8 protein-coding genes are annotated in these 12,618 nt (G+C 59.1%); 6 read left to right on the top strand and 2 right to left on the bottom strand.

Going from position 1 to position 12,618, the window contains the following annotated elements:
* Positions 1 to 22 precede the first annotated feature (22 nt).
* Positions 23 to 3,421 carry a bifunctional proline dehydrogenase/L-glutamate gamma-semialdehyde dehydrogenase PutA gene (gene putA / locus ACR0I0_RS15380; RefSeq protein WP_480492114.1) on the bottom strand — a complete coding sequence of 1,133 codons (3,399 nt, stop codon included), beginning with the start codon at positions 3,419 to 3,421 and terminating at the stop codon, positions 23 to 25.
* Between the two features lie 108 nt (positions 3,422 to 3,529).
* Here putA and ACR0I0_RS15375 point away from each other — a divergent pair, with 108 nt between their 5' ends.
* Positions 3,530 to 4,012: an Lrp/AsnC family transcriptional regulator gene (locus ACR0I0_RS15375; protein WP_480492113.1), complete on the top strand. Its 483-nt coding sequence runs from the start codon at positions 3,530 to 3,532 to the stop codon at positions 4,010 to 4,012.
* Between the two features lie 33 nt (positions 4,013 to 4,045).
* A complete protein-coding gene (locus ACR0I0_RS15370) occupies positions 4,046 to 4,609 on the top strand; it encodes a tetratricopeptide repeat protein (RefSeq protein WP_480492111.1) in 564 nt (187 codons plus the stop codon).
* 114 nt (positions 4,610 to 4,723) lie between these two features.
* Here the strand turns inward: ACR0I0_RS15370 and ACR0I0_RS15365 are convergent, their stop codons facing one another.
* A complete protein-coding gene (locus tag ACR0I0_RS15365) occupies positions 4,724 to 5,497 on the bottom strand; it encodes a FadR/GntR family transcriptional regulator (RefSeq protein ID WP_152458933.1) in 774 nt (257 codons plus the stop codon).
* A 335-nt stretch (positions 5,498 to 5,832) separates the two neighbouring features.
* Between ACR0I0_RS15365 and ACR0I0_RS15360 the strand changes: the two genes are divergently transcribed.
* From ACR0I0_RS15360 to dld, 4 genes are all read left to right on the top strand, one after another.
* Positions 5,833 to 6,882 carry a TRAP transporter substrate-binding protein gene (locus tag ACR0I0_RS15360; RefSeq protein ID WP_171634294.1) on the top strand — a complete coding sequence of 350 codons (1,050 nt, stop codon included), beginning with the start codon at positions 5,833 to 5,835 and terminating at the stop codon, positions 6,880 to 6,882.
* A 120-nt stretch (positions 6,883 to 7,002) separates the two neighbouring features.
* Positions 7,003 to 9,066, top strand: coding sequence for a TRAP transporter large permease subunit (locus ACR0I0_RS15355; RefSeq protein ID WP_480492109.1), 2,064 nt, complete (start codon positions 7,003 to 7,005; stop codon positions 9,064 to 9,066).
* Positions 9,067 to 9,078: 12 nt separating this feature from the next.
* On the top strand, positions 9,079 to 10,230 hold the full coding sequence (locus tag ACR0I0_RS15350) for an alpha-hydroxy acid oxidase (RefSeq protein WP_171118676.1): 1,152 nt from the start codon (positions 9,079 to 9,081) through the stop codon (positions 10,228 to 10,230).
* An 18-nt stretch (positions 10,231 to 10,248) separates the two neighbouring features.
* A complete protein-coding gene (gene dld / locus ACR0I0_RS15345) occupies positions 10,249 to 11,928 on the top strand; it encodes a D-lactate dehydrogenase (RefSeq protein ID WP_480492107.1) in 1,680 nt (559 codons plus the stop codon).
* Positions 11,929 to 12,618 lie beyond the last annotated feature (690 nt).

Genomic DNA, 12,618 nt, shown 5'->3' with positions numbered 1-12,618 from the left:
TGCGCCCAGCGTCAAGGCAAGCTTATGCCGCACCTCCCAACAACACCGCGTTTCCACCCGCCGCGGTCGTGTCCACGCAGACATGGCGTTCACCCAGAACACGCGCGCGGTCGGGCTTGCCGGGAATAAGCGGCAGAATCGGGCCGTCGCGGCGCGCCAGATGGTGTTCGATCTGCCCCGCTGTTTCCTCGTCTCCCCACCACAACACGCCCGAAATGCCGGTCAGGTTTTCCAACCGGTGCAGGTCAAGCATCCCGGTCGCCTGAATGGTGGTGCCACCCAGCGCAGATACAGCATCGGCCTGCGCACGCGCTGCGGCCTCTCCGGGTCCCAAGCAAAGAAGAGGCGGACGGGGATACACGCTCAGGCGGTTCGATTCACCGGTCGGGCCGGGCAGGGACCGGGTTTTGACCGGCGCAGGTTGACCTTGTGCAGCAGGCAGATCAGCCACGGCGCCCCAGGTATCCGCCGTGCTTTGACGGTCGGGTGCGCAGAACCGGATCATGTAGTTCGGCCCACCCGCCTTGGGGCCGGTGCCTGACAATCCTTCGCCACCAAAGGGCTGAGACCCGACGATGGCGCCGATCTGGTTGCGGTTTACATAGATGTTGCCCGCATGGATCGCCTCGGTCACATGCTGCACGCGGTCGTCTATGCGGGTGTGCAGGCCGAAGGTCAGGCCGTATCCGGTGGCGTTGATATCGGCGATGATCTTGTCGATCTCTTGCGATTTGAACCGGGCGACGTGCAGCACCGGGCCGAACACCTCGCGTTCCAGCGCGGCGATGCCGGGGATCTCGATCAGCGTCGGAGAAACAAAGATGCCTTCGGGCGGCAACGGAAGCTCCTTCAACACCCGCCCTTCGTTGCGCGCCTTGGTCACATGTTCGGCGATGCCCTGACGGGCCTGTTCGTCGATCACCGGTCCGCAATCCGTCGACAAAAGCCAGGGGTCGTCGACCGACAGCGCATCCATCGCCCCTTTGAGCATGGTCAGAATGTCATCGGCGATGTCTTCCTGCAAATACAGGCAGCGCAGGGCGGAACAGCGCTGGCCCGCCGACTGAAAGGCGCTTTCGATGATCGATTGCACGGCTTGTTCGGGAAGGGCGGTGCTGTCGACGATCATCGCATTCAGACCGCCGGTTTCCGCGATCAGCGGCGTACCGGGGCGCATGGATCCGGCCATCGCCGCACGGATTTTCAGCGCGGTGTCTGTTGACCCAGTGAAGGCCACGCCCGAGATGCGCGGATCCGACGTCAGCGCCGCACCCACGGCAGGCCCCCCCGGCAACAGTTGCAGCACATCGCGTGGTACCCCCGCCTCGTGCATAAGCTGAATGGCACGATGTGCGATCAGGGGCGTCTGGGGCGCAGGCTTGGCCAGAACCGCGTTTCCGGTTGCCAGCGCAGCAGAGATCTGCCCAGAGAAAATCGCCAGCGGGAAGTTCCACGGGCTGATGCAGGTGAAAATCCCCGCGGGTTCGGCATCGGGGATGTTGGCTGCATAGTAACGCAGGAAATCCACCGCCTCGCGCAGTTCGGCCACCGCATCGGGCAGCGACTTCCCGGCCTCACGCGCCAGCAGGGCAAACAACTCACCATAATGCACTTCGTAAAGATCGGCTGCGGCATTGAGGATGCGGGCGCGTTCGGCAGCGGGGGCATCCCAGGGGTTGGCCGAGGCCAATGCCATTTCCACATCCGCCGCGCTGGCTGGGGCCACCGCGCCGGGCTTGTCCTGAGGCCGTGCCGGATTGATCACCGGCTCATCCGCATCGGGTTTAGCCGCATCGGCCAGCAAGGGTTGCGCATACCAATGATGGGCGCGGAACTGATCCCGTGCCGCATCAATCTGATCCAGGGTTGGTGTGTGATGCAGGTCAAAACCCTTGGAATTCGGTCTTTCAGGCTGGAACAATTCCGGCCCGGTCGGCAGTGCGGGCGGAGGGGTCCGGACCGCAACAAACGGATCGGCGGCGACCACTTCCGGTGGCACATCTTCGTCCACAATCTGGTTGACGAAGGATGAATTCGCGCCGTTCTCCAACAAGCGCCGAACCAGATAAGCCAGCAAGTCGCGATGCGCCCCCACCGGTGCATAGATGCGGCACCGGGTGTTCTGCTTGTCCATCACGATCTGATGCAAGGTCTCGCCCATGCCGTGCAGGCGCTGGAACTCGAACGGTTGATCCTTGGCCATGTGAAGGATGGCGCTGACCGTGTGCGCGTTGTGCGTGGCAAATTGCGGATAGATCCGATCGGTCATGCCCAGCAATTTGCGTGCATTGGCGATATAGGAGATGTCGGTTGCCGCCTTGTGCGTGAAGACGGGAAAGCCATCCACACCTTCGACCTGCGCGCGTTTGATCTCGGTATCCCAATAGGCACCTTTGACCAATCGCACCATAATCTGGCGATCGTGACGTTCGGCCATGCCATACAGCGTATCCAGTACCAGCCCTGCGCGCGGGCCATAGGCCTGAACCACGATGCCAAACCCGTGCCAGCCGGCAAGGGCCGGGTCGGACATCACCGCCTCTATCACCTGCAACGACAGCGACAGGCGATCCGCCTCTTCTGCATCGACGTTCAGGCCCATTCCGGCCGCCTTGGCCAGCAGGGCCAGTGCCCGCAGCCGCGGCACCAGCTCGTCCATCACACGCTGTTCCTGTGCCAGCTCATAACGGGGGTGCAGGGCGGACAGTTTTACCGAAATGCCCGGGTTGGCGCGGATATCGTCATGGGTGCAGGCCTCGGCAATGGCCGAGATGGCGCGGGAATAGGACAGGTGATAGCGCGCCGCGTCCGCTTCGGTTCGGGCCGCTTCGCCCAGCATGTCGTAGGAATAGGTATAGCCCTTCTCCTCCATCCCGCGTGCGCGATCCATGGCGGACTGAATGGTTTCCCCCAGAACGAACTGCCGGCCCATCTCTTTCATCGCGCGTGCCACGGCAGTGCGGATCACCGGCTCGCCCAACCGCTTGATCGCACCGCGCAGCGCCCCGACCGGAGACGCCTTGCCCTCGTCCAGCACCTTTCCGGTCAACATCAGTGCCCATGTCGAGGCGTTCACCAACGAGGACGAGGATTGCCCCAGATGCTTGCCCCAATCGGAGGGCGCGATCTTGTCTTCGATCAGCGCATCGATTGTGTCGGCATCCGGCACGCGCAACAGCGCCTCGGCCAGACACATCAGGGCGATACCTTCGTCGGTGGACAGGCCATATTCGGCCAGAAACACCTCCATCAACCCCGGAGAGGTGCTGGACCGGATGTCGCGCACAAGCTGCGCAGCGGCGGTGCCGATGGCGCTGCGATCCGTGTCTGTCAGGTTCGCCTGAGAGATCAGTGTATCCAGAACTGCCGACTGATCGGCATAGGTGGAAGTATCGATGAGGGTGCGCAGGCTGTGTGACATATGTCCTCCGGTCTTTGCGATAATATAATGCGGAAAAATCAGGACAACGGACTGAGTTTGCTATATTTGAAGGAGGATGATCTGAATTTTTAGCAGCGGACAGTTCAAATGAGTTTTCCTGATCTTGATCGGTTTGACCGCTCGATTCTAAGGATTCTGGCCGAGGACGGCCGTATCTCGGTGGCCGATCTTGCGCGCGAGATCGGGCTGTCGAAATCTCCGACGCAAGCGCGGCTCAAACGGCTTGAGGCGAGCGGAGTGATCCAGGGCTATCGGGCGATGCTGGATCCGATCCGGCTGGGTCTGGATCACGTCGCGTTTGTCGAGGTGCGTTTGACCGATACCCGCGAAAAGGCGCTGGCCGAGTTCAACGCAGCCGTCCGCAAAACCGCCGAGGTCGAGCAGGCCCATATGATCGCGTCCAACTTTGACTATCTTCTGAAAGTGCGCACCGCCACCATGTCGGAATACCGCCGTGTATTGGCCGAGAAGATCTCGTCTCTGCCGCATGTCGCCAATACCTCAACTTTTGTTGCGATGGAGGCCGTGAAGGAAACCGGTATGCTGGGCGGTTTTGAACATCAGTCTTGACCCGGCAGAATTTTGGCCCACCCTTGTTGCGTGATGCGAACCTGTGCTGCAACGTTTTTCCTGATCGCGTTTTCATGCTCGGCCATGGCCGAGACATGCCCCGCGGCTCCGGATCATATCGAAGGTGTGGATGCGCTGATCAAGCAGGTCCAAAAGGCGCAATCGCAAAGCGACGCCCGGGTCATCTCGAATAAAATGTGGGAACTTTGGACAGACGCGCCGGATGCCCGATCGCAGACCCTGCTGGATCGTGGAATGGCGCGACGAGAGGCGTGGGATTTGTCGGGCGCATTGGACGATTTCAACCAACTTGTCGAATATTGCCCGGATTACGCCGAAGGCTACAATCAGCGAGCTTTTGTAAACTACCTGAGGCAGGATTTTGACGCGGCATTGCGCGACCTGAATGTCACGATCGAAATGTCGCCAAACCATATCGGTGCGCTAAGTGGGCGGGCTTTGTCCCTGATGGGGTTGAGACGTTTGGAAGACGCGCGTGCAGCACTGTCCGAGGCGCTTGAGCTCAACCCGTGGCTGTCCGAGCGGGCCTTGTTGGAGCCAGGCGGCCTTCTGGAACCGCCCGGAGAAGATATATGACAGCCGGATCGGGCAAGTTTGGAAACCGGTCGCAAATCGCCAAACAGGTGCTTTTCGCGGCCACCTCGTGGACTTTGGCCCCGCAATCAGAAAGGAAAATGGGTGACAAAGCCGTCAGCGTGACAGTATCCGGCGCTTTTCGGCCATGGCTTCGCGTCGCCTCTGCTCGATCCCGAGTTTGAAAGATTCTTCAACAAAGTCGATGTGATCCTTTGCCGCTTTTTCGGCCCGCTTCTCATCCCCTTCGATCACCGCGCGACCAAGCTCGAGATGTTGTTGCAGCAGCTTTTCGCCGGTCCCGTCAATCGTGCGCAGGAAGTCACGATTGTAGAAAACGCCCTTGCGGGTGAGTTCGTAGATCGACGCCATCATGTGGATCAGGGTCGCGTTCTGGCTGGCATCCACAATCGCGGAATGCAGCGCAAAGTCCGCCTCTTGCGAAGCCTTGGCGTCCTGCTCTTGCCAGGCACGCTCGTTTTCATCAAGGATCTCGGAAATCCGTTCCTTGTCTGCCTTGGTGGCGCGACGTGCGGCAAGCCGGGCCGCGAAACCTTCCTGCTCACGACGATACTCAAGATAGTCGAAGAAAGCCGGCTCGTGGCGTTCGTACAAAGCAAGAAGCGCGGGCATCATGGCTTGTCCGGTCAGGGCTGCGACGAATGTTCCCTCACCGTGTTGCGTTGTGACCAGACCGCGTTCTTCCAGCACCTGAAGGGCTTCGCGCAGCTTCGGGCGCGACACGCGCAACATCTCGGCCAGATCACGCTCGGAAGGCAGTTTCCGGCCCTGCTTCAGGATGCCCGAAGCGATCAGGTCCTCGACCTGTGAAACCACCGCATCAGCCAGCGATTCGTGTCCAACCGGTTCAAAAATCGCCGTGGTGTTCATGAGATGCTGCCCCGTGTGACGCTATAATAACCAGAATAACTGGTAAACAAAGATAACCATATCTGTTCAAATTTCAAGCGCGAGGCTGTTCTTCCCGGACGTGAATTACGTGTCTGTTTATGAATGATTTTTGGAGAATCTGTTGGCTTTTTGAAGCAGTCGCATCGGGATTTTGCAGGGCTTGTCGAAGGCGAACTTCCAGTTTCGGTTAGCGCCAGTGGTAAACAAAGTTATTGACTGGTTTGAGCTGGTAAAGTTAGTTTACCACCGGAGCGGCGCTGGAAGAGCCTGCGCCACTGATCGGAGAAAACCCGACCAAACCTGGAGGAGATTTCATGAAGAAGACCCTGACAAGCCTGGCCGTGGCCGCCAGCCTGCTGGCGGCACCCGCAGTTGCGGCGGACAAGCTGCTGCTGAAAACACCGATTGCCTTTTCGACCGAACTGCCGGGCCTGGGTTCACCTATTCCACGTGTGGCTGATCAGCTGGAACTGATGTCCGGCGGCACGATGAAGATGAAGGTGTACGAGCCGGGAAAACTGGTGCCGCCCTTCGAAATTCTGGACGCCGTGTCCACCGGCAAGATCAACTCGGGCTACACCACGGCTGGTTACTGGGCCGGTAAAATCCCGGCTGCGCCGCTGTTCTCGGCCGTGCCGTTCGGCCCCGAGGCGGGCGAATACATGGCTTGGCTGTATTATGGCAACGGCATGACCCTGTATCAGGAGATGTATGATCAGGCCGGTTACAACGTAAAAGTACTGCCCTGCGCCATCATCGCGCCGGAAACCTCGGGCTGGTTCGCGTCCGAGATCAATTCGCCCGAAGACCTGAACGGGCTGAAGATGCGTTTCTTTGGTCTGGGCGGCAAGGTGATGCAGAAACTGGGTGTAGCGACCTCGCTACTGCCAGGTGGTGAGATCTTCCCCGCATTGGAAAAAGGCGCGATTGACGCGACCGAGTTTTCGATGCCTGCCATCGACGCGCGTCTGGGCTTCCACAAGCTGGTCAAGTTCAACTATTTCCCCGGCTGGCATCAGCAGGCGACCGTGTTTGAACTGCTGATCAACAAGGACGTCTGGAACGAAACCAGCGATCAGCACAAGGCAATCATCGAAAGCGCCTGCAAGGCTTCGATGGCGGACAGCTTTGCCGAAGGCGAAGCCATCCAGCACGCGGCCCTGATCGACAACGTTGAAAACAACGGCGTCACCATCAAGCAGTGGTCGCCCGAGATGTTGGATACCTTCCGCGCGACCTGGGAAGAGGTTGCCGCAGAAGAGGCCGCCAATGATGCCTTCTTTGCCAAGGTTCTGGCCGACATGAACGAATTCCGTGACGGCTATAACCTCTGGAAGACGAACGCCTTCCTCCCACGTCAGTAAACTCTCCCTCACTGACGTTGCCGGGGCGGCCCGATCCGCCGCTCCGGCCTCTGCTTTTCGATCTTCGGACTTTCTAACTTTTCACTGCCCGTATTCCGGGTTGCTGAGCGAGGAATGACCATGACCACCCAAAAGAACCTCAACGATCCAGTCGAAGCCTATGAAGGCATCCTGGAACACCCCGAGTCCGACCGCCAGAAAATCGCCGTCACAATCGACGCCGGGGTCAAGGCTGTGGGTCATGTCGTCATGTGGGCCAATGTCCTGCTGATGGGCGCGATCTTCGCACAGGTCTCGTTGCGCTACCTGTTCAGCCAGAACTACCCGAAACTGGATGAGATCCAGTGGCATTTCTATGGAATCGTCACGATGATCGGCATCTCGTATGCCTTGATCACCGACAGCCATGTGCGTGTGGACGTCCTGCATATGCAGCTTTCGCGCCGCGCGCAGCGGATCATCGAGGTGATCGGCATCCTGACCCTGCTGACCCCGTTCATCTATCTGATGGTCGATCAGGGCTATGATTATTTCTACGAAAGCTTCCGCGTCAACGAACGCTCGGACAGCCCAACCGGCCTGCCTGCGCGTTGGGCTTTCAAGGCGGTCATTCCGATCAGCTTTGTACTGTTGGCGCTGGCCGCGTTGGCACGGTTGATCCATGACGGGCACGCGCTGATCTACGGGCCGGCCTCGGAACGTGAAGGCGCGCCGCTGCGCCGTGTTCTTCTGGTGCTGGCGGTATTCGCAGCCGTCTGTGTTGGCCTGACCTTCCTGGTCGAAACAACCGAGGAAAAGCTGGTCATCGCGATGTTCCTGACCTTTATCGCGCTTTTGTTCACCGGTTACCCGGTGGCGTGGGTGCTGGCCGGTGTCGGCGTCGCCTATTGCGGTCTGGCCTATCTGTTCGACAACGATCTGATGCTGTGGACCGGGTTGGAAAGCACCTTTACCGGGCTTGATTATCTGACGCTTGGCGCGGTGGTGAACCGGGTCTACGCGACCATGTCCAACGCGGTTCTGGTTGCCCTGCCGATGTTCATCTTCATGGGGCTGATGCTGGACGAATCCGGAGTGGCCGAGCGTCTGATGTCCTCGATGCAGCGCCTGTTCGGGACGGTGCGCGGAGGACTGGCCATCACCGTGACCCTGATCGGGATCATTCTGGCGGCTTCGACCGGCATCATTGGTGCCTCGGTTGTACTGCTAGGCGTGCTGTCGCTGCCGTCGATGATGCAGCAGAAATACCAGCCGACGCTGGCTGCGGGCGTGGTTTCGGCCTCGGGGACATTGGGCATTCTGATCCCACCCTCAATCATGTTGGTGATCATGGCCGACCAGATGGCGCTGTCCGTCGGAGACCTGTTCATGGCCGCGGTTTTCCCGGGCGTGATCATCGGCGCCTTGTACCTGACCTACATCTTCATTCTGGCTCTGGTGAAACGCGACGCGGCTCCCGTGCCCGAAGGTGCGAAAGCCCCCGACTGGGCAGCCGTGAAGGACGTTCTCATCGCCGTCATCCCTACGCTGATGCTGATCCTTGCCGTGCTGGGGTCGATCTTTGCCGGTCTGACCACACCAACCGAAGCGTCCGGCATCGGTGCCTTGGGTGCGACCTTGCTGGCGCTGGGCTATCGCAAGCTGACCTTTGCCAAGCTGTGGAACGTGCTGGTGTCGACCTTCAACACCACCGCCTATATCTTTGCGATCTTCCTCGGTGCGACTGTGTTTTCCTATGTGCTGCGCGAACTGGGCGGGGATGAACTGATCGAACATGTGGTGCAATCCACCGGCTTTGGTGCCAACGGAACAATTCTGTTCATCCTGTTCATCGTCTTCCTGCTGGGCTTCGTACTGGACTGGATCGAGATCACGCTGATCGTGCTGCCCCTGATGCGCCCCATCGTGAACGGTCTGGGCATCGACATCCCCGGCTTTGGCGTACTGGATGAACCGGCGCTGGTCTGGTTCGTGATCCTTGTCGCTGTGACGCTGCAAACCAGCTTCCTGACGCCGCCCGTTGGCTTTGCCTTGTTCTATCTCAAAGGTGTTTGCCCGCCCGAGATCAAGCTGACGCATATCTATAAGGGCATCATCCCATTTGTCCTGCTGCAATTGACCGGTTTGGCGCTAGTGTTCCTGTGGCCGACCCTTGCCACCTGGTTGCCGTCGGTCGCCTATTAAGGAGCTTATCGGATGCGTCTGAGCCAATGTCATAACTTCCACGACTTCCGGCGGCTGGCCAAACAGCGGCTGCCGGGGCCGATCTTCAACTATATCGACGGTGGCGCGGATGATGAGGTGACGTATCGGGAAAACACCAAGGCGTTCGACCGCTGCGATCTGTTGCCTTCGGTCCTGCGCGGGGTTTCGGACGTGGACATGTCCGTCACGGTGATGGGGCAGAAACTGGACATGCCGGTCTATTGCTCACCCACCGCGTTGCAGCGCCTGTTCCACCATCAGGGTGAGCGCGCGGTCGCGGCGGCGGCCGAGAAATACGGCACCATGTTCGGAGTTTCCTCTCTGGGAACCGTCTCGCTGGAGGAGCTGCGCCAAAAACACAAAAACCCGCAGGTCTATCAATTCTACTTTCACAAGGATCGCGGGTTGAACGCCGCCATGATGCAGCGCGCCAAAGAGGCGGGTGTTGAGGTCATGATGCTGACCGTCGACAGCATCACCGGCGGCAACCGCGAGCGTGATTTGCGCACGGGGTTCTCGATCCCGTTCCGCTTGACGCTGGGCGGCATGATCCAGTTCGCGATCAAGCCGATGTGGGGGATCAACTATGTCACTCATGAAAAGTTCCGGCTGCCTCAGCTTGAGGAACATGTGGATATGGGCGGTGGGGCCAGCTCGATCGGCGGGTATTTCACCGACATGCTCGACCCGTCGATGAACTGGGATGACGTGGCGCAGATGGTGCGCGACTGGGATGGTCAGTTCTGCCTGAAGGGGATCATGACCGTCGAAGATGCCAAACGCGCGGCTGAGATCGGTTGTACCGGCATCATCCTGTCGAACCACGGTGGCCGACAATTGGACGGATCGCGCACGCCGTTCGATCAACTGGCCGAGATTGTCGATGCAGTCGGCGACAAACTGGACGTGATGATGGACAGCGGCATTCAGCGTGGCACCCATGTGCTCAAGGCGCTGTCGATCGGGGCCAAAGCGGTGGGTATCGGGCGGCACTACCTGTATCCTCTGGCTGCCGCGGGGCAGGCTGGGGTTGAACGGGCCCTTGGGCTGATGCGTGCCGAGATCGAGCGCGACATGAAGCTGATGGGTGTCACCAGTGTTGGCCAGCTCAGCCGCGAGAATATTCGTTTCCGCAATCCCTAACCCGAAACGGGGGCCGATATGACCAATGACGCGTTGATCAAACATTTCCGCTCTATCGTCGGTACGCGTCACGTGCTGATCGGAGCGCGCGCGACAGAGCGCTTTCGGCGCGGTTTCCGCTCGGGCGAGGGTGAGGCGCTGTGCGTCGTTCAGCCGGGGACCCTGCTGGAGCAATGGAAGATCCTGCAAGCCTGCGTTGCAGCCGACAAGATCGTCATCATGCAGGCGGCCAATACTGGTCTGACCGAAGGGTCTACGCCGTCCGGCACCTATGACCGTGACGTGGTTCTGATCAACACGCGCCGGATGGATACTCTGGTGCCCTTGAACGACGCAGAGCAGATCGTCAGCTTTCCGGGCGCCACGCTTTTTGCGCTGGAAAAACTGCTGGCCCCGTTCGGACGCGAGCCGCATTCGGTGATCGGTTCGTCCTGCATCGGCGCGTCGATCGTGGGTGGGGTATGCAACAATTCCGGCGGTTCTCTGGTAGAGCGCGGTCCGGTTTACACGGAACTTTCCGTCTATGCGCAAATCACCGAACAGGGTGAATTGGAACTGGTCAACCATCTGGGCATCGATCTGGGCAGCACGCCGGAAGAGATCCTTGCAAACCTCGATGCAGGCAGGTTCGAACGCAATCCCGGAGCAACCAACAAACGCGCATCGGCCAGCGACTACGCACAGATCGTGCGGGACGTGAATGCGCAAACGCCTGCGCGGTTCAATGCGGACAAGGCCAGGCTTTTCGAATCTTCGGGCTCGGCCGGGAAGCTGGCCGTTTTTGCGGTGCGCCTTGACACCTTTCCCAAGAACGAGGTTGAGAAGGTGTTCTATGTGGGCACCAACAATCCCGACGATCTGGCGGACCTGCGGCGCCACATATTGTCAGGGTTTAAATCGCTGCCGGTTTCGGCCGAATACATGCATCGCGAAGCGTTCGATATTGCAGCACGCTATGGCAAGGACACGGTCGTGATGATCGACAAGCTTGGCACGGACCGTCTGCCGATGTTCTTTGCGATGAAAGGCGCCGTGGATGCACGCCTGCGGCGCATTCCGTTTTTGCGAAATTTCACTGATCGTTTCATGCAGGCAGCTATAGCTTTGTGGCCACGTGTCCTGCCCAAACGTATGACGGATTTTCGCGACAAATACGAACATCACCTTATCCTGAAAATGAAGGATGAAGGTGTATCCGAGGCCGCTGAGTGGTTGCCGCGATTTCTGAGTGGCCGGGATGGCGGATTTTTCGAATGTGATGCGCGCGAGGCCAGAATCGCAGGCCTTCATCGGTTTGCGGCGGCGGGCGCGGCGGTGCGTTACATGGCGATCCATTCGGACGACGTCGAAGATATCATCGCACTGGACGTCGCACTGCGCCGCAACGACCAGGACTGGCTGGAGAAGCTGCCGCCTGAGATCGAAGACCAGTTGGTTCACAAACTCTATTACGGGCACTTCATGTGCCACGTGATGCATCAGGACTACATAGTCAAAAAAGGAGCTGAACCAAAAGCTCTGAAGGCCGCAATGTTGAAACTGTTTGACGAACGCGGCGCGGAATACCCTGCTGAACATAACGTGGGGCACCTTTACAAGGCCAAGCCCGACCTGGCGGCACATTACAAATGCTGCGACCCGACCAACTCGTTCAATCCCGGTATCGGCAAAATGTCCAAGGCGAAGAATTACCAATAACCGGTTTTCCGGCGCGGCAGGGTGCTGTGAAAACGGCCCGCAGATACACCGGGTTCTGATGAAAAGGGTGTTGGTGCCCGACTGTCTGATATCCTGAGCGCAACCCCGCAAGCATCTGCCGCGCAGAAGGCTGCCAAAACCGAATGAGCGTCGCGTGTCAGGTATAGGGGAGATTCGGAAGGCGCAGTCGGGGTCGTCGGAATCGGCAGAGAATGTCGCGTTGAGACGCGGAATTCAGTAGCGTTTGACGCAAATCGTTTGGTTTTGAGTATCACAAACACGCATTTGACAGGCTGTCCGGGATCTGAACCGGCGGGTTCATGCGGTCAATTGACAGAGCACCTTTCTGTTCAGGTAATTTCAGGGTCGCGTGATTTCTGGCAGGTTTTCCTAGGGTTACCCTTGGCTTGCAATCGGCTGCAGATCACCCCTGTGAAGCTGCGGGCCGGAAGCCTGTCTTGCATGCGAAAATTTGCAGATGACCGGGGCCGGGAAAGCGCCACTTATCCCTTATTATTCGCGTTTCTTGGGGAACTACGGGAAACCCCCAATTTCGCGCCGCGACAAACAGGGGTAAACATATTTTACCGTACTTACCACACAAACACACACGGTACTAACTTTCCCCGATGAGGGGCTGGTCACACCCCCTCGGCCGGCCCCTCTTAACTTTTGGGGTCCATGGCAGTT

The sequence above is a fragment of the Ruegeria sp. AG6 genome (assembly GCF_056541565.1).
Note: the sequence above shows the minus strand (reverse complement) of the source record. Positions and strands in the feature narration are given on the sequence as shown.